This window comes from Blastococcus jejuensis, assembly GCF_039534705.1.
GTDB lineage: Bacteria > Actinomycetota > Actinomycetes > Mycobacteriales > Geodermatophilaceae > Blastococcus_B > Blastococcus_B jejuensis.
In genome coordinates this window covers 428006-448757 of sequence record NZ_BAAAVV010000002.1, presented here as the reverse complement: position 1 = coordinate 448757, position 20752 = coordinate 428006, and the positions used below count along the sequence as shown (strand labels likewise).

Genomic DNA, 20752 nt, shown 5'->3' with positions numbered 1-20752 from the left:
CCGCAGCTTTCGGTACAGAAAGCTTGATCAGACGAGGCGGTTGGTCCAGAACAGGCTGAGGACGGCGCCGACCAGCAGCACCAGGACGCCGCCGCGCACGAACCACGGGCTGATGTCCTTCGGCTCGGTCGTGTAGCCGATCTGGCTGCCGAGGTCGGCGTAGACCTGCTCGAGTTCCGCGGCGCTGGCGGCCTCGCTGTAGGACCCGCCGGTCTCGTCGGCGATCCGCTCCAGGGTCGCCCGGTCGACCGGCACGGGCACGGTCTCGCCGTCGAGGTCGAGGGTGCCGTAGTCGGTGCCGAACGCGATCGTGGAGACCGGGATCCCGGCGGCGATCGCGGCGTCGACGGCCTGGGTGTCGTCGCGGCCGACGGTGTTGTAGCCGTCGGACAGCAGCACGACCCGGGCCGGCGGCGCCTCCTCGCCCTGCTCCCCCAGGCTGGTCTGGAAGTTCTGGATCGCCGTCAGCGAGGTGAACACCGCCTCGCCGATCGCCGTCGACTCGGCCAGCTGCAGGCCGTCGATCGCGGTGCGCACCTGCTGGCGGTCGGTGGTCGGCGGCACCACCGTCGTGGCGGTGCCGGCGAACGACACCAGGCCGAGGTTGATCCGCTCGGGCAGGACGTCGACGAACTCCTTCGCCGCGGTCTGCATCGCCTCGAAGCGGTTGGGCTCGATGTCGCGGGCCTGCATCGACAGCGACACGTCGACGGCCATGATCACCGTCGCCCGCTCCCGCGGCACCCGCACCTCGCTGCTGGGCACGGCCAGCGAGACGATGAGCGTCGCCAGGCCCAGCGCGACCACGCCGAACGCGAGGTGCCGGCGCCAGCCGGGGCGCTTGGGCACGATCGAACCGAGCAGCGCGACGTTGGTGAACCGCGCGGCGTAGGCCTTGCGGCGCAGCTGCAGGACCACGTAGACGGCGACCAGCGCGGCGACGGCCAGCAGTGCGAGCAGCCACAGCGGGGACTGGAAGGTCATCGCGACGCCCCTCCGGACCCGGCGCGGCGGCGGTCGGCGACGAACCTCACGACGTCCATCAGCCAGTCGCGGTCGGTGCGCAGCTGCAGGTGGCCGGCCCCGGCGCGGCGCAGCCCGGCGGCGATCTCGGCGCGCTGGGCGGCGGCACCCTCGGCGAACCGGGTGCGGAACTCGGCGTTGCCCGTGGGGACCTCCAGTGTCTGCCCGCTCTCGGGATCGACGACGGTCAGCAGCCCGACGTCGGGCAGCTCCAGCTCCCGGGGGTCGAGCACCTCGATCGCCAGCAGCTCGTGCCGGGCCGACAGGCCGCGCAGCGGCCGCTCCCAGTCGCTGTCGCCCAGGAAGTCGGAGATGACGACGACGAGGCCCCGGCGCCGCGGCGGCCGACGGAGCGTCTCCAGGGCCGCGGTGAGGTCGCCCCTGCGCCCACCGGCCGCCCGAGGGGTCGCGACGACCGAGCGCAGCAGCCGCTCGGCGGCCAGCCGGCCGGGCATCGCCGGGTAGCGGTCGACCCGCTCCCCCGTGGTGACGACGGCGCCCAGCCGGTTCCCCCCGTGGACGGTGAGGTGCCCGACCGCGGCCAGCCCCGCGATGGCCAGGTCACGCTTCTGGCAGTCGGCGGTGCCGAAGTCGAGGCTGGCCGAGAGGTCCACGACGGCCCACGACTCGAGTTCGCGGTCGGCGATCGTCTCCCGCACGTGCGGCACCTGGGTGCGCGCCGTGACCGGCCAGTCCATCCGGCGGACGTCGTCGCCCGGGTGGTAGGTCCGCGAGTCCCCGGCCTCAGAGCCCGAGCCGGGCACGAGGCCGAGGTGGTCGCCCTGCAGCAGGCCGTCGAGGCGCCGCCGCACCGTCAGCTCGAGGCGGCGCAGCAGCACGTCGGCCGGCCCATCGGCGAACCGTGGTGGCGCGCCGTCACCGGCGCCGGGCTCGATGCCCGACCCCGGGGTGGCCGGGTGCAGCAGCAGTCCGGGGTGGGCGGGACCGGCCGCCGGGCGGTCCGCCTCCCGTCGACGGGGGCTCACGCCGGCCGCTGGGGCCCGAAGCCGTTGGGAGCGGGAGCGCCGTTCCGGCCGCCGTCCTGGGGGCCGGGACCGTAGCCGCCGGGACCCTGCGGGGCGGTCGGGTACGGGCCGGTCGGCCCGGGGCCGTACCCGGGGGCTCCCTGCGGGGGCCCGGGAGCTCCCTGCGGGGGCAGCGGCACCGAGGGCCCACCGGGCGCGCTCGGCCCGAAGCCGCCGGCCCGCTGGCGGGGAGCCACCTGCGGCAGCGGCACGGTCTGCACGATCCGCTTGACGATGTGGTCGGCCGGGACGCCGTCGGCGATGGCGTCGTAGGAGAGCACCAGCCGGTGGCGCAGCACGTCAGCGGTGACGTCGAGGACGTCCTGCGGCAGCACGTAGTCCCGGCCGCGCACCAGCGCCAGGGCGCGGCTGGCCGCGATCAGCCCGAGCGAGGCGCGGGGGCTCGCGCCGTAGGACACCCACGTGGCGACGTCGTCCATGCCGTGCTCGCGCGGGGTACGGGTGGCGACCACCAACCGGACGACGTAGTCGACCAGCGCATGGTGAACGAAGACACGCGTCGCCGTCTGCTGCAGCCGGCGCAGCTCGTCGGGCCCCAGCACCGTCTCGGCGACCGGCGGCTCGGCGCCCATCCGGTAGACGATCTCGCGCTCCTCCTCGGGGCTCGGGTAGTCGACGAGCACCTTCATGAGGAACCGGTCGCGCTGCGCCTCGGGCAGCGGGTACACGCCCTCGGACTCGATCGGGTTCTGCGTGGCCAGCACGAGGAACGGGTCGGGCAGCGGGTGGGTGACGCCGCCGATGGAGACCTGGCGCTCGGCCATCACCTCGAGCAGCGCCGACTGCACCTTGGCCGGCGCGCGGTTGATCTCGTCGGTGAGGACGAAGTTGGCGAAGACCGGGCCCAGCTCGACGTCGAAGGCGTCCTGGCCGGCCTTGTAGATACGGGTGCCGATGATGTCGGCCGGCACCAGGTCGGGGGTGAACTGCAGGCGCGCGAACGTGCCGCCGACCGCCTTCGCCAGCGTCTCGACCGCGAGGGTCTTCGCGACGCCCGGCACACCCTCGAGCAGCACGTGCCCCTTCGCCAGCAGGGCGACGAGCATGCGCTCGACCAGGCGGTCCTGACCCACGATGACGCGCTTGATCTCGAACAGGACCCGCTCGAGCCGAGCCGCGTCGACCGACGGCGGAGTCGGCGTGCTCTCGATCGGGGTGGCAGCAGTGCTCACGGAACTCCCTGGTCGTGCCGGTCCACGGCCGCTCCGGGCTGCCGTCGAGGGGAACGGTGGCGTCCGTCCCTGCCGCCAGTGTCCTACACCTTGCTGCGGCGGCCACCCGCGAAGCCGACGCGTCGGGGGAACCTGTGAGTTCGCTAGGAACCGCGAGCAGCCCCCTGCCAGCAGGCAGGCGTGACTGCTAACCTCGTCCACGCGTCGGGCAGCTCCCCCCGTGGCTGCCCGACGCCTCTATGCCTGCGGAGGCTTACGCGCTACTCATTGCCTGACTCCGCGCTGCGGTCCGCTCCTCGCTCGTTCCTCGCTGCGATGCTCCCGCGGCTGTCGTCAGGCGGAAGGGCGCACCGCGCCCGCGTAGCCCGCCCACCACATGTTCGACACCTTCACGACGTCGCCGCTCTCCGGCGCCTGCACGATCCGACCGTTGCCGAGGTAGATCGCGACGTGGTGGATGGTCGCCGGGTTGCCCGGGTTGCTCGCCCAGAAGACCAGGTCCCCGGGCTGCAGGTCGTCGGCCGACACCTTGGGCAGGGCGGCGTACTGGGCACGGCTGTTGCGCGGGATGGAGATGCCCGCCTGCGCGTAGGCGTACTGGGTCAGCCCGCTGCAGTCGAAGCCGATGACGCCCTCGTCCGGGGCGAGACCCGGGCCGGGGCCGTTCCGGCCGCCACCACCCCACGCGTACGGAGTGCCGAGGTAGCGCATGGCGGCGTCGATGGCCGTCTGGGCGGCCGACGAGTTGCCGGGGCCGGCCGGGGTGTCGTCGCCGGACGACGCCGGCGGCGGACCCGCGGGCGGGGCGGCCGGCGGCGGCGTGACGGCAGCGGCCCGCTCCGCGGCCTCCTGGGCGCCGACCAGGTCGCGCAGTTCCTCCTGCACGGCGGCCAGCTCGGTCTCGAGCCCGGCCTGCTCGGCGGCGACGGTGGCGGCCTGGTCGCGCGCCGACACCTCGGCGGCCTGGGCCACCTCGAGCGCGGCGGCGGCGGCGGCCTGCAGCTGGTCGGCCTCCACCACGGCGGTCCGGGCGACGACGTCGGCCCGGGCGGCCTGCTCCTGCAGGACGGTGACCGTGTCGAGGACGTCGGAACGGTGGCTGCCGGCCGCCTCGAGGAGTGCGGCGCGCTCGATCAGCTGCGACGGGTCCGCGGCGGTCAGCAGCGCGGCGACCTCGGGATAGGTGCTGCCCTGCATGTAGCTGCGGCGGGCGAACGCGACGACGTCCTCCCGGGCCACGCCCAGGGAGGCCGTGGCGGCGGCGGCGTCCGCGGCGGCGACCTCGGCCCGCTGCTGCGCGGCCTGGTAAGCGGCCTGGGTGGCCTGGTAGTCGTCCAGCGCGATCGCCGATGCGGCGTGCGCGGCGTCCGCGGCGGCCTGTGCATCGGCCAGGGTCTGGTTCAGCTCGCCGATGCGGGCCTCGAGCTCGTCGGCGGTGCGCTGCGCGTCGGCGATGCTGCCGGGCGCGGCGGCGGCCGGGGCGGCGGCAACACCCACCGAGAGTCCGACGGCGAGCACGCCCGCCACCAGGGCGCGCGCGATCGTGCTCCGGGTACCGCTGTCCACGATCAGACCTCCACTGCCTGGCGCCGGGGGGCGCCACTGCAGGTGAGATCGGTCGGATGGGGCGGCCCGTTGAGCCCCGCCTCACCCCTCGGGGTGAGAGGTCACGATCGGGTGATCCGCCCAGGCCCGCGACCGCCGGACGGTGCGCGCAGACCGGCACATCCGCGCACCGATGCCGCGGCTAGAGGGTCAGCAGCAGGACGACGATCGCCACTGCGAGTGCCAGTGCACCTCCGAGCAGCAGCAAGCGAACTCGACTCCTGCTCGCGGGCGGCTGTCCGTATCCCCCAGCCCCGGGCTCGTAGCCCGGCTGGCCGTACTGCGGTTGCTGGCCGTCCTGGCCGGGCTGGCCATAGTTCGGCCCACGCCTCATTTCCAATGGCTCGCCGCTGGCAGTCTGGTCGTCACCAGTGGTCACGGTCATCACTTCCCGGCCAAGATCAGAGCCACGACGAGCAAGCCGATCTCCAGCATGAGTACCAGCACCGTCGCCCGGTATACCGCCACGCGTTGCTCCAGCAAGCGGCCATTCGAGGCTATCGCCGAAGCCATGCCTTCGATAGCCGCACGCAGCACTGCATCCACGCCGTCGTCGACCCTCGTCGCGAGTGCGCTCGGACTCGGTCCGAAGGTCCACGCGCGGATCGGCCAGAGAACCGCCATCACGCCGACCGCGATCAGGATGATCACGATGAGGAGCAGCCAGGCTGCCCACTCCGGAAACGTCCGGCCGCGTCCAGGATCGGTGTTGAGCAAGCCGGCCGTTGCAGAGAACGACGTCCCGACGACGGCAGCGGCCAACAGGCCTGTGGCTCGGTTCCGGATGTTCGACAGGGTCGTGTCCTGCTCCCGGAGAGCGGACCGCGCCTCGTCATAGGCGAGTTTCAGCACCTCATCGGCCATGAACCATCCTGCCCTGCTGCCATGTCCTGGGGCTCGGACCGGCGACCGCGCGCGATTCTGCTCAGTGGCCGAACGGTGTGCGCCGAACGGCAGTTCCGGGCTGCACAACTGCTGCCTAGCGCCCATCGTTCGAGCAGCGACGCCTCCGCCCCGACATCAGGGCGTCGGCCGCTGGACTCGGCCTCAGTTGACCTGCCGTTCCGAGTCGGCCCAGAACGACTCGCGCAGCTTGAACTTCTGGATCTTGCCGGTGGCGGTACGGGCCAGCTCGTCGCGGAACTCGATCCGCTTGGGGATCTTGTAGCCGGCGATCTTGCCGCGGCAGTGGGCGATGATCTCCTCCCCCGTGACCGTCTCGCCCTCGGCGAGCACGACCAGCGCGGTGACCATCTCGCCCCACTTGTCGTCGGGGACGCCGATGACGGCGACCTCGGCGACGGCCGGGTGGCTGAAGACGGCGTCCTCCACCTCGATCGAGGAGACGTTCTCGCCGCCGGTGATGATGACGTCCTTCTTGCGGTCGGAGATCGTCAGGAAGCCGCCGTCGTCGATCGAGCCGCCGTCGCCGGTGTGGAACCAGCCGCCGTCCAGCGCCTCCGCCGAGGCGTCGGGGTTCTCCCAGTACCCCTCGAGGACGACGTTGCTCCGCGCCAGCACCTCACCGGACTCGCTCACCGACAGCCGGGTGCCGAGCCCCGGCACCCCCGCGCGGGAGAGCTTCTTGGCCCGGTCCTCCGGCGCGAGGTCGTCGTACTCGGCCCGCGGCCGGTTGATGGTGAGCAGCGGCGCGGTCTCGGTGAGGCCGTAGATCTGGTTGAACTCCCAGCCGAGCTCGGCCTCGACCCGCGCGATGGTCTTCGAGGGGGGCGGGGCACCGGCGACGATGATCCGCACCCGGTCGCGGCCCGGGATCTCGCCGTCCCACTCGGCGGCGGCCTCGAGGACGGCGTTCCAGACGGCGGGAGCCCCGGCCATGATCGTGACCCCGTGCCGCTCGACGCGGCGGAGGATCTCCGGGCCGTCGACCTTCCGCAGCACCACCTGCGTGGCCCCCACCCCGGCCATCGTGTACGGCAGACCCCAGCCGTTGCAGTGGAACATCGGCAGCGTGTGCATGTAGACGTCACGGTCGCTGACCTGCATGTGCATGCCGAAGGTGACCGCGTTGACCCACAGGTTCCGGTGCGTCATCTGCACGCCCTTGGGCCGCGCCGTCGTGCCGCTGGTGTAGTTGATCGTGGCGGTGGCGTCCTCGTCGGGCGCCGACCACGGCCGCGGTTCGGTGTCGAAGCGGAGCAGCTGCTCGTACTCCTCGCCCGTGCCGAACCGGTGCTCGGCCTGCACGCCCTTCAGCGAGGTCTCGAGCTCCGGGTCGACGAGCAGGACCTTCGCGCCCGAGTGGCCGACGATGTAGGTGACCTCCTCCGGGGAGAGCCGGAAGTTGATCGGGACGGCGATCCGCCCCGACGACGGGACGGACAGCAGCAGCTCGAGCAGCCGGCCGGCGTTGTGGCTGACGATCGCCACCCGCTCGCCCTCCCCGACGCCGAGCTCGTCGAGCCCGGCCTGCAACGCTCGCCCGCGCCGGGCGACCTCGCGGTAGGAGACGTCGCCGAGCGAGGGCGCCGGCTGGGCCGGTTCGTCGACGATGCCGACCCGGTCGCCGTAGACGAGCTCGGCACGGTCGAGGAAGTCGCGGGTGGTCAAGGGCACGCGCATGCCGGCTCCCGGGGTCGGAGAACGTGGTCCCCGTCACGCTAACGGCCGAGGCCCGTGCCGACGACCCCGATGCAACCTCGCTGCGACCTGCGCTCAGGCGGGCGCGACCAGCCGCGGGAGCGACGTGCCGATCGGCTCCCGGACGACGAGGTCGGCGACGTCGTCGTACGGCGTCGGCTGGGCGTTGACGACGACGAGGCGCGCGCCCGCCCCGACGGCGACGTCGGCCAGCCCCGCGGCGGGCCACACCTGCAGCGACGTGCCGACGGCGAGGAACAGGTCGCAGTCGGCGGCGGCCGCGGTGCAGGCCGCCACGACCTGCTCGTCGAGCATCTGGCCGAAGTACACCGTCGCCGACTTCAGGACGTCGCCGCAGGCCCGGCACGGCGGGTCCGGCTCCCCCGCCGCCACCCGGGCCAGCGCGTCGCGCATCGCCGTCCGGTCGCCGCAGCCGACGCAGACGACCTCGTGCACGGTGCCGTGGATCTCCAGCACCCGGTCCGGCGACGAGCCGGCCGCCTGGTGCAGGCCGTCGATGTTCTGGGTGACCAGGGCGCGCAACCGTCCCTGCCGCTCGAGGTCGACCAGCGCGCCGTGCCCCGCGTTGGGCTGCGGGTCGGCGTCGTGCAGGGCCCGGCGCATCAGCCACGAGCGGCGGCGGATCTCCGGGTCGGCGAGGTAGTAGCCGAGGGTCACGAGCTTCTCGGCGTCCGGGTCGCGGGTCCAGACGCCGTCCGGGCCGCGGTAGTCGGGGATGCCGCTGTCGGTGGAGATGCCCGCGCCGGTCAGGACCGTGACGCGCCGGGCGCCGGCCAGCCAGTCGGGCAGGGGGTCGGGGACGCCGTCGCTCACGCCGCCACGGTAGGGACGACGGCCGTGCGTCGCCGCCACACGCGGCGCAGGCCCGCCGCGGCGAGCACCACCCCGCCGGCGTAGGCGGCCCCCAGGAGGGTGTCGATCACGTAGTGCTCCCCCGACCAGACCAGGACCAGCGGCATGAGCACCGCGTAGGCGACCAGGCCCACGCGCTGCCACACCCGCCGCGCCACCGGGAACAGCACGAGGCAGATGAGCACCGCGAACGCCGTGTGCAGCGAGGGCACCGCCGCCACCTGGTTCACCTGCCCCTGGCTGTCGGCGAGCAGCGCCCCCGCGCGGGGCAGGCCGAGCACCTCCCAGCCGGAGCCGCTGAGCCGCCGCACGGGATCGATGACCCCGTCCTTGGCCGCCAGCCACGGCGGCGCCGCCGGGTAGAGCACGTAGGTGACCAGTCCGGCCGCCGACAGGGCGATGACCATGCGGGCGAACCGCGCCCACGAGCCGCGGTCGCGCACCCAGAGCACCCCGAGGAGCAGCGGGGTCGCGACGAAGTGGCTGGCGTAGACGAGGGAGGCCACCGCGTGCCACCAGTCGGCGTCCCACTGCTGCTGCAGCACGACCGTGGGCAGCGCGCCGCCGGCCAGCCACCGGTCGGCCGCCGCGAGCTCGGCCACGTGCACCGTGGCGCCCAGCCCGTCGGCGAGGCCGCGGCTGGCGTCGTACACGAGCAGCAGCCCTCCCAGCGGCACCCAGTCGGCGAGCAGCCGGCCCACCCTTCGCAGGCCGTCGGTGGCGGCGTGCACCCCGAGCCCGGCCACCACCCAGGCGAGCAGCACCACGCGGTCGGTGGGCAGGCCCTCGACGGCGCAGGTGACGACGAAGGCCAGTGCCAGGGCGCCGGCCAGCGGCAGCCGGAGCAGCCGTCGCCGGGACGGCCGGCCCTCGAGGACGAGGTCGGCCGGCAGCGGCATGGCGGTCGGGATCGCCGGGTCCGTCACGGGTCGGCGCGGGGTGGGCAGCGCCGCAGGGAGCGCCGTGGTCTCGGCCGCGGTCATGGCGGGGGACGCTAAGCGCCCGAGGCCCCGCCCACCAGGACATCGGCCCCGTGTTCACCCCTCGGCGTCACCTCTGGTGCGGCAGGGACGGCTGTGGGGTCTGCGGGCCCGCCGACCGGCCCCGGGTGACGGAGGTCACGGGGTGAGGCAGAGTCCGACCCACCCGGTGCCGTCCGAGGTGAGCTGGGATGATCAGGGGGTGGACGACGCAGCGCGGACGAAGACGACGCAGCGCGGACGAACCAGCGAGGGGTAGGCGCAGAAGAGTGGCAGCCAGCAAGGACAGCTTCGGAGCCCGGTCGACGCTCAGCGTCGACGGAACCGACTACGACATCTACCGGCTCGACGCGGTGGAGGGCTCCGAGAAGCTGCCCTTCAGCCTGAAGATCCTCCTCGAGAACCTGCTGCGCACCGAGGACGGCGCGGACATCACCGCCGACCACATCCGCGCGCTCGCCGGCTGGGACCCGCACGCGGAGCCCGACCAGGAGATCCAGTTCACCCCGGCGCGGGTGATCATGCAGGACTTCACCGGCGTCCCCTGCATCGTCGACCTCGCCACGATGCGCGAGGCCATGGCCGAGCTCGGCGGCGACCCGCAGAAGATCAACCCGCTGGCCCCGGCCGAGCTGGTCATCGACCACTCGGTCATCGCCGACATCTTCGGCACCGAGGACTCGTTCCAGCGCAACGTCGAGATCGAGTACGAGCGCAACGGCGAGCGCTACCAGTTCCTGCGCTGGGGCCAGGGCGCCTTCAGCGACTTCAAGGTCGTCCCGCCGGGCACCGGCATCGTCCACCAGGTCAACATCGAGCACCTGGCCCGCGTGGTCTTCCCGCGGCAGGAGGGTGACCGCGTGGTCGCCTACCCCGACACCTGCGTGGGCACCGACAGCCACACCACGATGGTCAACGGCCTCGGCGTGCTGGGCTGGGGCGTCGGCGGCATCGAGGCCGAGGCCGCCATGCTCGGGCAGCCGGTGTCGATGCTGATCCCGCGCGTCGTGGGCTTCAAGCTGTCCGGCCAGCTCCCCGACGGCGCCACCGCCACCGACCTGGTCCTCACCATCACCGAGATGCTCCGCGAGCACGGCGTGGTCGGGAAGTTCGTCGAGTTCTACGGCGAGGGCGTCTCCGCCGTGCCGCTGGCCAACCGCGCCACCATCGGCAACATGAGCCCCGAGTTCGGCTCCACCGCGGCGATGTTCCCCATCGACGAGGAGACCATCACCTACCTGGAGCTCACCGGCCGCAGCCCGGAGCAGGTCAAGCTCGTCGAGGCCTACGCCAAGGAGCAGGGCCTCTGGCACGACGCCTCCCGCGAGCCGGCGTTCTCCGAGTACCTCGAGCTCGACCTCTCCACCGTCGTCCCCTCCATCGCCGGCCCGAAGCGCCCCCAGGACCGCGTGGCCATCACCGACGCCAAGGAGGCGTTCCGCGAGGTCCTGCCGACCTACGCGGGCGCTCCGGACGGCGACCCGGATGCCGCGGCCGACGCCAGCGCCTCCAGCGTCGACGAGTCGGTCGAGGAGACGTTCCCCGCGTCCGACCCCGCCAGCCCGTTCGCGCACGGCAACGGCGAGGCCGGCAAGCCCCACGAGGCGGTCACCGGCACCGGCGGCAGCCGGCGGGCCTCCAAGCCGACCCGCGTGGTCATGGACGACGGCACCGAGACCGAGATCGACCACGGCCACGTCGTGATCGCGGCCATCACCTCCTGCACCAACACGTCCAACCCGCAGGTGATGATCGGCGCGGCGCTGCTGGCCAAGAAGGCCGTCGAGCGCGGTCTGTCGTCCAAGCCGTGGGTGAAGACGACGCTGGCCCCCGGGTCCAAGGTCGTCATGGACTACTACGAGAAGGCCGAGCTCACCCCGTACCTGGAAAAGCTGGGCTTCTACCTGGTCGGCTACGGCTGCACGACCTGCATCGGCAACTCGGGCCCGCTGCCCGAGCCGGTCAGCAAGGCGGTCAACGACGCCGACCTCGCCGTCGTCTCGGTTCTCTCGGGCAACCGCAACTTCGAGGGCCGGATCAACCCCGACGTCAAGATGAACTACCTGGCGTCGCCGCCGCTGGTCATCGCCTACGCGCTGGCCGGGTCGATGGACGTCGACCTGAACAACGACCCGCTGGGTCAGGACGCCGACGGCAACGACGTCTTCCTGCGCGACATCTGGCCCTCGCCGCAGGAGGTCCAGCGAGTCATCGACCACGCCGTCTCCGCGGAGATGTTCAGCAAGGACTACGCCGACGTCTTCGCCGGCACCGAGCAGTGGCAAAACCTGCCCACGCCCACCGGTGACACCTTCGACTGGGACGCGCAGAGCACCTACGTCCGGCGTCCCCCGTACTTCGACGGCATGCCGGCCGAGCCCGCCCCGGTCGAGGACATCACCGGCGCCCGCACCCTCGCGGTGCTCGGCGACTCGGTGACCACCGACCACATCTCCCCGGCCGGTTCCATCAAGGCCGACTCCCCCGCCGGGAAGTACCTGCGCGAGCACGGCGTCGACCGCCGCGACTTCAACTCCTACGGCTCCCGGCGCGGGAACCACGAGGTGATGATCCGCGGCACCTTCGCCAACATCCGGCTGCGCAACCAGCTGGTGCCCGGCACCGAGGGCGGCGTCACCAAGAACCACCTCACCGGCGAGACGACGACGATCTACGAGGCGTCGGAGGCCTACGCCGAGGCCGGCATCCCGCTGGTCGTGCTCGCCGGCAAGGAGTACGGCTCGGGCTCCTCGCGCGACTGGGCGGCCAAGGGGACGGCGCTGCTCGGGGTCAAGGCGGTCATCGCCGAGAGCTACGAGCGCATCCACCGGTCGAACCTCATCGGCATGGGCGTGCTGCCGCTGCAGTTCCCCGAGGGCCAGAATCGCGAGTCGCTCGGGCTGTCCGGCGACGAGGAGTTCACGATCACCGGGATCACCGCGCTGAACGACGGCGACACCCCCCGCACGGTGAAGGTCAAGGCCGGGGACGTGGAGTTCGACGCCCGCGTCCGCATCGACACCCCCGGTGAGGCGAACTACTACCGCAACGGCGGGATCATGCAGTACGTCCTGCGGTCGCTGCGGGGTTCTGCCGCCTGATGGCTACAGCACCATGAACCTGGGCCTGGGCGGTCGCGGTTACCTGCTCACCGGCGCGAGCCGGGGGCTGGGCTTCGCGACCGCCCGCGCCCTGGTCGACGACGGTGCCCGGGTGCTGCTGAGCGCCCGGAAGCCGCACGACGTGTCGGCCGCCGTCGACGCGCTGGGCGGCGCGCCGTCGGCCCACGGCTCGATCGCCGACCTCGGCGACCGGGGAACCGCCGGTCGGCTCGTCGCCGAGAGCCTGGAGGCCCTCGGCCGGCTCGACGGCGCGCTGATCAGCGTGGGCGGTCCGGCTCCCGGCACGGTCCTCGAGGCGGCGGAGGATGACTGGCGGGCCGCCGTCGACTCGGTGCTCCTCGGCACCGTGCGGCTGATCAAGGCACTCGTCCCGCACCTCGGCGACGGCGCGGCGATCGGGCTGGTGCTCTCCACCTCCGTGCGCGAGCCCATCACCCACCTGGCCATCTCCAACGGCCTGCGCCCCGGGTTGGCGATGACCGCGAAGGCGCTCGCCGACGAGCTCGGCCCCCGCGGGATCCGGGTGTTGGGGCTGATGCCCGGCCGGATCGCCACCGACCGGATCATCGAGCTCGACGAGCGGAGTGGGGACGCCGAGGCCGCCCGCACGGCGTCGGAGGCGGCCATCCCGCTGCGCCGCTACGGCCGCCCCGAGGAGTTCGGCCGGGTGGCGGCGTTCGCGCTCTCCCCCGCTGCCTCCTACCTGACCGGAGTGATGATCCCGGTCGACGGCGGCGCGCTGCGTTCGCTGTGAACCCGGTTCTGGTCGCCTGTGCCCACGGCACCCGCAACCCCACCGGCCGCCGGCTGATCGCCGAGCTCGCCCTGGCCGCCCGGGCGCAGCGGCCGGGCCTGACGACGACGGCGGCGTTCGTCGACGTGCAGCCCCCGACCGTGGTCGACGTCGTGGCCGGGCTCGCAGCGGCCGGGCAGGCGGCGGTCGTCGTCCCCCTGCTGCTGTCGGGCGGCTACCACGTGCACGTCGACATCGCCGGCGCGGTCGCCGGAGCTCCCGGGGCGGTGGCCGCGCGGCCGCTGGGGCCCGACCCCCGGCTGGTGGGCGTGCTGCTCGACCGGCTGGCCGAGGCCGGGGCCGACCCGCGTGATCCGCTGACGGCCGTCGTGCTCGCCGCGGCCGGCTCCAGCGACGCCCGCTCGGTGGCCGACGTCGAGGACACCGCCGACCTGCTCCAGCGCTCGTGGGCGGGCGCGGTGACCACCGGCTACGGCTCCGCCGCGCGGCCGACCGTGCCCGACGCCGTGGCGGCCGCCCGCCGGGCCGGCGCGAAGCGGGTCGTGGTCGCCGCCTACCTGCTGGCGCCGGGCCACTTCCACGACAAGCTCGCCGGCGCGGGCGCCGACGTCGTCACCGCTCCCCTGCTGCCCGACGAGCGGATCGCCGCCGTCCTGCTCGACCGCTACGACGCCGCGGTCGGCTGACCGCCGCGGGTCACGCCGTCCAGCCCAGCAGCTCGCCACCGCCGAGGACCACGAGCACCCAGGTGACCGCTGCGACGACCGGGACCACCGCCGTCCACCACGACCGACGGGCTGCCAGCCGCGCCAGGACCCCGGCCAGCACCAGCCACCACGCCCACAGGGGAAACAGCGCGTAGAACGGGACCGCCAGCCCGGAGACCAGGTACACGTAGCCGACCAGCAGGTGCGCGACGCCCGCCACGACGGCGACCCCGATCACCGGCCATGCGGGGCGGGGGCGGACGGCAGGCCCGGGCGTCGTCACGACCGAAGTATCGCCGAACCGCCCCGCTACCGACGGGCCTTGGTCTCTGGTGGGCGCGCACCCCGCCGCCGAGAGTCGGGTCCACGAGCAGGACCGGTACGGGCGAGGAGGTCGGCATGGAGATCGCAGTGGTGTACGAGAGCGTGTACGGCAACACCCACGAGGTGGCCGACGCGATCGCCGAGGGCGTGCACGAGGCCGAGCCCGAGGCGACCGTGGCGTGCCTGCGGGTGGGCGACGCCGTGCCCGACCGGGTGCGGTCGGCCGACCTGCTGATCGTGGGCGGGCCGACGCACATGCACGGCATGTCCTCCGGGATGAGCCGCAAGATGGCCGTCCAGGGCGAGGCGAAGAAGGCAGCCGAGGGCACCGAGACGGTCCACGAGATCGAGCCGGGCGCGGAGAGCCCCGGCCTGCGCGACTGGTTCCACCAGCTGCCCGACACGACGAAGGGTCACTTCGCGGCGGCGTTCGACACCCGGGCGGAGTTCAAGCTGGCCGGTGGTGCCGCGGGCGGCATCGCGCACCGCCTGCACCGGCACGGGTACGACATGGTCGGCGAGGAGGGCTTCCTGATCGACCAGGCCGAGGGTCCGCTCCGGGACGGCGAGCGCGACCGCGCCCGCGCGTGGGGCGCCGCCCTCGTCCACCAGCTGGCGACCGCCGGCCGCTGATCGATGCGCCAGGGACTGCTGGTCGGTGTCGGCGTCCTCGTCGTCGTCGTGGTGCTGGTCGCCGGCACCCGGCGGCAGGAGCCCGCCGCCGCCGCCCGCTTCCTCCGCTGGGCCGGGTTCGGCCTGGTGGTCGGTGTCGCGGGGTTCTTCGCCCTGTTCGTCGTCGGTGAGACGCTCACTGATCCGGGTGGCTGGCGCGCCGTCGCGCTTCTCGCGTCCTGGCTGGTGCCCCTGGCGGTCACCTGCGCGATCGTCCGGTGGCGACCGGACGCCGGCGTCTGGCTGCTGGCCGCCCTGACCGTCCTGGTCCTCGCTTGGAGTGTGTGGCTGGCGATCGACCCCGCGTTCTGGCGCCGCGTCGAGGACGAGAACGGCCCCGTGCACGCGATCGCCGTGCTGGCCCTCGCGGCCGCGGTCGCGCTGCTCGGGCTCGAACGGACGCGGATCGCCGGGGTGCTGCTGGTGCTCATCGCCGTCGGGACGGGGCTCGCCGTCGGGACGGGGCTCGCCGCGGGCGGAGGCGTCGGCGGCGCCACCCTGCTGGTCTTCGTGACCGCCGTGCCGCTGATCTCCGGCGCGCTCTACCTGGTGTCCGCGGCGATGAGTTCCCACGCCGCCGGCGCGTCGACGCTCCAGTCGCTGTAACGACCGGTCACTGCGACGCCAGGAGGCCCCGCAGTTCCGCGGTCAGGGCCTCGCGGGCCTCCGGGTGCTGGTGCCACGACGCCGGCGTCGCCTGCAGCAGCGAGATGCGCCAGCGGCCTCCGCCCTCGTCGACCGCGACGACCGTGTGCAGCGTGTGGAAGCGCGGGTCGATGTCGTTGCCGCCCGGCGGGATCATCCCGGCGTGCGCGAGCAGCAACGCGACGCCTGGTGCGACGGGCCGAACGGAGCGGATCACCGCGACGTAGGACGCCGTCTCGTGGCTGGTGAAGATCTGCCGGAGGTCGGCGGCGATAGCCAGCCGCCCGTGGTGGTGCGTGCCGTCGTACCCGACGATGTCGCCGTCGTCGGCGAAGCCGGCCGCCACCGCCGCGCCGCTCCGCCTGTTCCAGCCGTCGAGGAAGCCGGCGTACAGGGCCCGGATCTGGGCGTCGTGCGGATGCGCTGATGTCACGCGTCAAGTCTCCTCTGCGAGTACCGGGACAGGAGTGACGCTAGTGGTCAGGCGACGGGGACCGTTCGACGCTCGCCGTCGGCGAACTGGGTCCGGTACAGGTCGGCGTACCGCCCCCCGAGCGCCAGCAACTCCTCGTGAGTGCCCGACTCCGCGATGCGACCGCCGTCGACCACGAGGATCTGGTCGGCGGCGCGGATCGTGGACAGCCGGTGCGCGATCACCAGCGAGGTGCGGCCCGCGAGCGCGGTGTCCAGGGCGTGCTGGACAGCCACCTCGGACTCGCTGTCGAGGTGCGCGGTCGCCTCGTCGAGGATCACGATGCCCGGCGCCTTCAGCAGCACCCGGGCGATCGCCAGCCGCTGCTTCTCACCGCCCGACATCCGGTAGCCGCGGTCACCGACGACGGTGTCCAGGCCCTCGGGCAGCGACCGCACCAGGTCGGCGATCCGGGCGCCCTCCATCGCCGTCCAGAGATCGGCCTCGGTGGCCTCGGGGCGCGCGTAGAGCAGGTTGGCGCGGATCGAGTCGTGGAACAGGTGCGCGTCCTGGCTGACCACGCCGATGCTGTCGCGCAGCGAGTCGAGGGTGAGCCGCCGGACGTCGACCCCGCCGACGCGCACCGACCCACCGGTCACGTCGTACAGCCGCGGCACCAGGTTGGCGATCGTGGACTTGCCGGCGCCGGAGTGGCCGACCAGCGCGACCAGGTGGCCGGGCTCGACGCGGAAGGACACGTCGTGCAGGACGTCGACGGGGCCGCCGTGCTCGGGCAGCGAGACCTCTTCCAGTGACGGCAGCGAGACGTCGGACGCCGAGGGGTAGCTGAACGAGACGCCGTCGAACTCGACCGACCGGTCGCCGGCCGGGACGGGGACGGCGTCGGGCGCCTCGCGGATCATCGGCTCGAGGTCGAGCACCTCGAAGACGCGGTCGAAGCTGACCATCGCGCTCATGACGTCGACGCGGACGTTGGCCAGCGCCGTCAGCGGGCCGTAGAGGCGGGACAGGAGCAGCGCCAGGGCGACGACGTCACCGGCGCTGAGCGAGCCGGTGAACGCCAGCCACCCGCCGAGCCCGTAGACCAGGGCGGTGGCCAGGGCCGCCACCAGGGTGAGCGCGGTGAAGAAGGCCCGGCCGTACATGGCCGAGAGGACGCCGATGTCGCGGACGCGGGCGGCCCGGCCACGGAAGGCGTCGGCCTCGGCGGACGGCCGGCCGAACAGCTTGACCAGCAGGGCGCCGGCGACGTTGAACCGCTCGGTCATCGTCGCGTTCATCGACGCGTTGAGCCCGTAGGACTCCCGGGTGATCTCCGACAGCCGCTTGCCCACCCGGCGTGCGGGCAGCACGAACAGCGGCACCATGACCAGCGAGAGCAGGGTGATCTGCCAGGACAGCGTCAGCATCACGCCGGCGGTCAGCACCAGGCCGATCACGTTGGAGACGACGCCGGACAGTGTCGAGGTGAACGCCTGCTGCGCCCCGATGACGTCGTTGTTGAGCCGGCTGACCAGCGCGCCGGTCTGGGTGCGGGTGAAGAACGCCACCGGCATCCGCTGCACGTGCTCGAACACGCGGCCGCGCAGGTCGTAGATGACGCCCTCGCCGATCCGCGCGGAGAACCAGCGCGTGGTCAGCGAGATGCCGGCGTCGACGACCGCCAGGCCGGCGATGATCAGCGCGATCCGGACGATGCCACCGGCCGTGCCGTCGAGCCCGGCGATCCGGTTGACGATGTCGCCGGCCAGCAGCGGGGTGATCACGCCGATGACCGACGAGGCGACCACGAGCACCAGGAAGCTGATCAGCTCGCGCCGGTACGGGCGCGCGATGCCCAGGATGCGACGGACCGTGCCCTTCGGCAGCTCCCGCCCGGTGACCGACGGATCGCGCCGGAAGGACCGCATCGCGGCCATGGACGTCATGGAATGGCTCACGTCCACACCGCCTCCTTCCTGTCCACCGGCCAACACGCTCGAGGACCGGCCTGTTCCGGAGGCAGTCTGTCAGCGACCTCCGACGAGTTCGTGCAGCCGGCGCACCTGGGCGGCCCGCTCGGCGGCGTCCTGGACGTCGGGTGCGTTGCGGACGGCAGAGCGCACCAGCGCCGCCGTCTCCCGGCTCGCGCCCACCGGGGGCGCGACGAGCGCGGCCACCAGGTCGGCCACCGTGCCGTCGAGGTCGGCCGCCGGGACGACGACGTTCGCCAGCCCGATCGCGTGTGCCTCGGCCGCGCCGACCGCTCGGCCGGTCAGGCAGATCTCCATGGCCCGCGAGTAGCCGACGAGCTCGACCAGGTTGCTCGTGCCGGTGAGGTCGGGCACCAGGCCGAGCGTGGCCTCGGGCAGCCGGAGCTGCGCGTCGTCGGTCATGACCCGCAGGTCGCAGGCGAGCGCCAGCTGGGCGCCGGCACCGATCGCGTGCCCCTGCACCGCCGCGACCGACACGATCGCCGGCGAGCGCAGCCAGCGGAAGCCGGCCTGGTAGCCGCGGATGCGCTCCTGCGCCTCCTCCGCCGAGAGCCGGCCGAGGTCGCCCAGGCCACCGGCGACGCCGGGCTCGGGGCTGAACAGGCTGCGGTCGAGGCCCGCCGAGAACGACCTGCCCTCCCCCCGCAGCACCACCACGCGGACGTCGTCGTCCAGGGCGTCACCGACCGCGGCGAGGGCGGCCCAGGTCGCGGGCGTCTGGGCGTTGAGCTGGTCGGGCCGGTCCAGGGTGACGGTGACGACCGCACCGTCCCGGCTCGTGCGGACCCAGCCGTCGTTCTCGAGTTCTCCGGAGCTCACGCCTTCTTACTATTCCGGTTGGCCCCACCGCGGCTGCGCAGGGAGGCCCCGGACTCCGAGAGGAGCCGGTGCACGAACCCGTAGGACCGGTTCGTCGACGCGGCCAGGGACCGGATGCTCTCGCCGCCGTCGTAGCGCTTGCGCAGGTCGTCGGCCAGCGACGACCGGTCCCCGCCCGTGATGCGCTTGCCCTTGCCCAGGTCCGCAGTGCTCGAGTCGGCCATGTCTCCCCTCCGTGCCAGCGGCCGGCCCGGGTCGACACCCGCAAGCCGGTGCAGACATGATCACCCACGAAGCGGCGCACCGCGACGCGAACGGGAACTGGCTGGTTACGCCAGTTCGACCAGGTCGGCGAGGTCCTCGCTCCAGGTGTCCTCGGTGCCGTCGGGCAGCAGGATCACCTTGTCGGGGTTCAGCGCGCGGACGGCGCCCTCGTCGTGGGTGACCAGCACGATCGCGCCGGTGTAGGTGCGCAGCGCGTTCAGCACCTGCTCGCGGCTGGCCGGGTCGAGGTTGTTGGTCGGCTCGTCGAGCAGGAGCACGTTCGCCCCGGAGACGACGAGCGTGGCCATGGCCAGCCGCGTCTTCTCACCGCCGGAGAGGGTGCCCGACCGCTGGTCGACGGCCTCGCCGGAGAAGAGGAAGGCCCCGAGGATCCGCCGCAGCTCGGTGTCGGTGCTGTCCGGCGCCGCCGACCGCATGACCTCGAGCAGCGACCGGTCGAGGTCGATCGTCTCGTGCTCCTGGGCGTAGTAGCCGACGCGCAGGCCGTGCCCGGCCTTCACCTCGCCCGTGTCGGGCACCTCGGTGCCGGCCAGCATGCGCAGCAGCGTCGTCTTCCCCGCGCCGTTGAGCCCGAGGACGACGACCCGCGCGCCCCGGTCGACGGCGAGGTCGACGTCGGTGAACACCTCGAGCGAGCCGTAGCTCTTCGACAGGCCCTCGGCCGTCAGCGGGGTGCGGCCGCACGCCGTCGGCGTCGGGAAGCGCAGCTTCGCCACCCGGTCCTGCACCCGCACGGCCTCCAAGCCCGCGGCCAGCCGCTCGGCCCGCTTGTCCATGCTCTTGGCGGCCTTGGCCTTGGTGGCCTTGGCGCGCATCTTGTCGGCCTGCGCCGAGAGGGCGTCGATCTTGCGCTCGGTGTTGGCCCGCTCCTGCTTGCGGCGCCGCTCGTCGGTCTCCCGCTGCAGCAGGTAGGGCTTCCAGCCGAGGTTGTAGACGTCGACCTCGGCGCGGTTGGCGTCGAGGTGCCACACCTTGTTGACGACGGCGTCGAGCAGTTCGACGTCGTGGCTGATGACGATCAGGCCGCCCTTGTGCGACGCCAGGAACCCCTTGAGCCAGGTGATCGAGTCGGCGTCGAGGTGGTTGGTGGGCTCGTCGAGGAGCAGCGTCTCGGCGTCGGAGAACAGGATGCGGGCGAGCTCGACGCGGCGGCGCTGGCCACCGGACAGCGTGCGCAGCGGCTGGGCGAGCACGCGGTCGGGCAGGCCGAGGTTGGTGCAGATGCGGGCGGCGTCGCTCTCGGCGGCGTAGCCACCCAGCGCGGCGAACTGGTCCTCGAGCCGGCCGTAGCGCCGCACCGCCTTGTCCCGCTCGGCGTCGTCGGCCGGCTCGGCCATGGCGACCTGGGCCTTGACCAGCTGCGCCCGGAGGACGTCGAGGCCGCGGCCGGAGAGCACCCGGTCGCTGGCGGTGATGTCGAGGTCGCCGCTGCGGGGATCCTGCGGGAGGTAACCGATCTCGCCGACGACGTCGACCTTGCCCGCGTGCGGGAGCCGCTCACCGGCCAGCGTCGTGAGAGTGGTCGTCTTGCCGGCGCCGTTGCGCCCGACCAGACCGATGCGGTCGCCGGGCTGCACGCGCAGGCTCGCACCGCTGATGAGGATCCGGGCGCCGGCGCGCAGCTCCAGGCCGGTCGTCGTGATCACTGAGCCCAGGGTAGGCGCTCTCCGGCCCCCGGACGAACGCATTCGGGGTGAGATCGGCTGCACCACCCGGAC

The 20752-nt window shown here is 73.2% G+C and carries 19 protein-coding genes; 5 read left to right on the top strand and 14 right to left on the bottom strand.

The genetic code is table 11. The features are described from left to right. Positions 1 to 27: 27 nt before the first annotated feature. The 8 genes from ABD644_RS05845 to ABD644_RS05810 form a co-directional block, all read right to left on the bottom strand. Positions 28 to 984, bottom strand: coding sequence for a VWA domain-containing protein (locus tag ABD644_RS05845; protein WP_344687710.1), 957 nt, complete (start codon positions 982 to 984; stop codon positions 28 to 30). Further along, on the bottom strand, positions 981 to 2009 hold the full coding sequence (locus ABD644_RS05840) for a DUF58 domain-containing protein (protein WP_344687708.1): 1029 nt from the start codon (positions 2007 to 2009) through the stop codon (positions 981 to 983). Before ABD644_RS05840 ends, ABD644_RS05845 begins: the two co-directional genes overlap by 4 nt. Then, complete coding sequence (locus ABD644_RS05835) at positions 2006 to 3241, bottom strand: AAA family ATPase (protein ID WP_425547390.1); 1236 nt, start codon at positions 3239 to 3241, stop codon at positions 2006 to 2008. The genes ABD644_RS05840 and ABD644_RS05835 overlap by 4 nt, the downstream gene beginning before the upstream one ends. Before the next feature lie 333 nt (positions 3242 to 3574). Continuing rightward, the gene (locus tag ABD644_RS05830) at positions 3575 to 4807 is read right to left on the bottom strand and encodes a C40 family peptidase (RefSeq protein WP_344687706.1); all 1233 of its coding nucleotides are present in this window, start codon (positions 4805 to 4807) and stop codon (positions 3575 to 3577) included. A gap of 423 nt (positions 4808 to 5230) precedes the next feature. Then, the gene (locus ABD644_RS05825) at positions 5231 to 5710 is read right to left on the bottom strand and encodes a hypothetical protein (RefSeq protein ID WP_344687705.1); all 480 of its coding nucleotides are present in this window, start codon (positions 5708 to 5710) and stop codon (positions 5231 to 5233) included. A 183-nt stretch (positions 5711 to 5893) separates the two neighbouring features. Next, positions 5894 to 7429: an AMP-binding protein gene (locus ABD644_RS05820; RefSeq protein ID WP_344687704.1), complete on the bottom strand. Its 1536-nt coding sequence runs from the start codon at positions 7427 to 7429 to the stop codon at positions 5894 to 5896. Positions 7430 to 7522: 93 nt separating this feature from the next. Continuing rightward, positions 7523 to 8281, bottom strand: coding sequence for an SIR2 family NAD-dependent protein deacylase (locus tag ABD644_RS05815; RefSeq protein WP_344687703.1), 759 nt, complete (start codon positions 8279 to 8281; stop codon positions 7523 to 7525). Beyond that, complete coding sequence (locus ABD644_RS05810; RefSeq protein WP_344687702.1) at positions 8278 to 9303, bottom strand: phosphatase PAP2 family protein; 1026 nt, start codon at positions 9301 to 9303, stop codon at positions 8278 to 8280. The genes ABD644_RS05815 and ABD644_RS05810 overlap by 4 nt, the downstream gene beginning before the upstream one ends. A 266-nt stretch (positions 9304 to 9569) precedes the next feature. Between ABD644_RS05810 and ABD644_RS05805 the strand changes: the two genes are divergently transcribed. The 3 genes from ABD644_RS05805 to ABD644_RS05795 are packed head-to-tail and all read left to right on the top strand — an operon-like array spanning position 9570 to position 13862. After that, a complete protein-coding gene (locus tag ABD644_RS05805; RefSeq protein ID WP_344687701.1) occupies positions 9570 to 12401 on the top strand; it encodes an aconitate hydratase in 2832 nt (943 codons plus the stop codon). 13 nt (positions 12402 to 12414) lie between these two features. Further along, complete coding sequence (locus tag ABD644_RS05800; protein ID WP_344687700.1) at positions 12415 to 13176, top strand: SDR family oxidoreductase; 762 nt, start codon at positions 12415 to 12417, stop codon at positions 13174 to 13176. Further along, positions 13173 to 13862: a sirohydrochlorin chelatase gene (locus tag ABD644_RS05795; protein WP_344687699.1), complete on the top strand. Its 690-nt coding sequence runs from the start codon at positions 13173 to 13175 to the stop codon at positions 13860 to 13862. Before ABD644_RS05800 ends, ABD644_RS05795 begins: the two co-directional genes overlap by 4 nt. Positions 13863 to 13872: 10 nt before the next feature. Here the strand turns inward: ABD644_RS05795 and ABD644_RS05790 are convergent, their stop codons facing one another. Next, on the bottom strand, positions 13873 to 14166 hold the full coding sequence (locus tag ABD644_RS05790; protein ID WP_344687698.1) for a hypothetical protein: 294 nt from the start codon (positions 14164 to 14166) through the stop codon (positions 13873 to 13875). Positions 14167 to 14282: 116 nt separating this feature from the next. Between ABD644_RS05790 and ABD644_RS05785 the strand changes: the two genes are divergently transcribed. Then, entirely contained in the window at positions 14283 to 14840 is a 558-nt protein-coding gene (locus ABD644_RS05785) for a flavodoxin family protein (protein ID WP_344687697.1), read from the top strand. 3 nt (positions 14841 to 14843) lie between these two features. Next, positions 14844 to 15485: a hypothetical protein gene (locus ABD644_RS05780; protein WP_344687696.1), complete on the top strand. Its 642-nt coding sequence runs from the start codon at positions 14844 to 14846 to the stop codon at positions 15483 to 15485. Between the two features lie 7 nt (positions 15486 to 15492). Here the strand turns inward: ABD644_RS05780 and ABD644_RS05775 are convergent, their stop codons facing one another. The 5 genes from ABD644_RS05775 to ABD644_RS05755 all read right to left on the bottom strand — a co-directional run bounded on the left by ABD644_RS05775 (position 15493) and on the right by ABD644_RS05755 (position 20680). Beyond that, positions 15493 to 15957, bottom strand: a complete 465-nt coding sequence (locus ABD644_RS05775; protein WP_344687695.1) for an SgcJ/EcaC family oxidoreductase — start codon at positions 15955 to 15957, stop codon at positions 15493 to 15495. Positions 15958 to 16004: 47 nt separating this feature from the next. Further along, positions 16005 to 17897, bottom strand: a complete 1893-nt coding sequence (locus tag ABD644_RS05770; protein ID WP_344687694.1) for an ABC transporter ATP-binding protein — start codon at positions 17895 to 17897, stop codon at positions 16005 to 16007. A 69-nt stretch (positions 17898 to 17966) separates the two neighbouring features. After that, entirely contained in the window at positions 17967 to 18749 is a 783-nt protein-coding gene (locus ABD644_RS05765) for an enoyl-CoA hydratase/isomerase family protein (protein ID WP_344687692.1), read from the bottom strand. Continuing rightward, the gene (locus ABD644_RS05760) at positions 18746 to 18973 is read right to left on the bottom strand and encodes a helix-turn-helix domain-containing protein (RefSeq protein ID WP_344687691.1); all 228 of its coding nucleotides are present in this window, start codon (positions 18971 to 18973) and stop codon (positions 18746 to 18748) included. Before ABD644_RS05760 ends, ABD644_RS05765 begins: the two co-directional genes overlap by 4 nt. A gap of 105 nt (positions 18974 to 19078) precedes the next feature. Beyond that, complete coding sequence (locus tag ABD644_RS05755; RefSeq protein WP_344687690.1) at positions 19079 to 20680, bottom strand: ABC-F family ATP-binding cassette domain-containing protein; 1602 nt, start codon at positions 20678 to 20680, stop codon at positions 19079 to 19081. Positions 20681 to 20752: the final 72 nt, after the last annotated feature.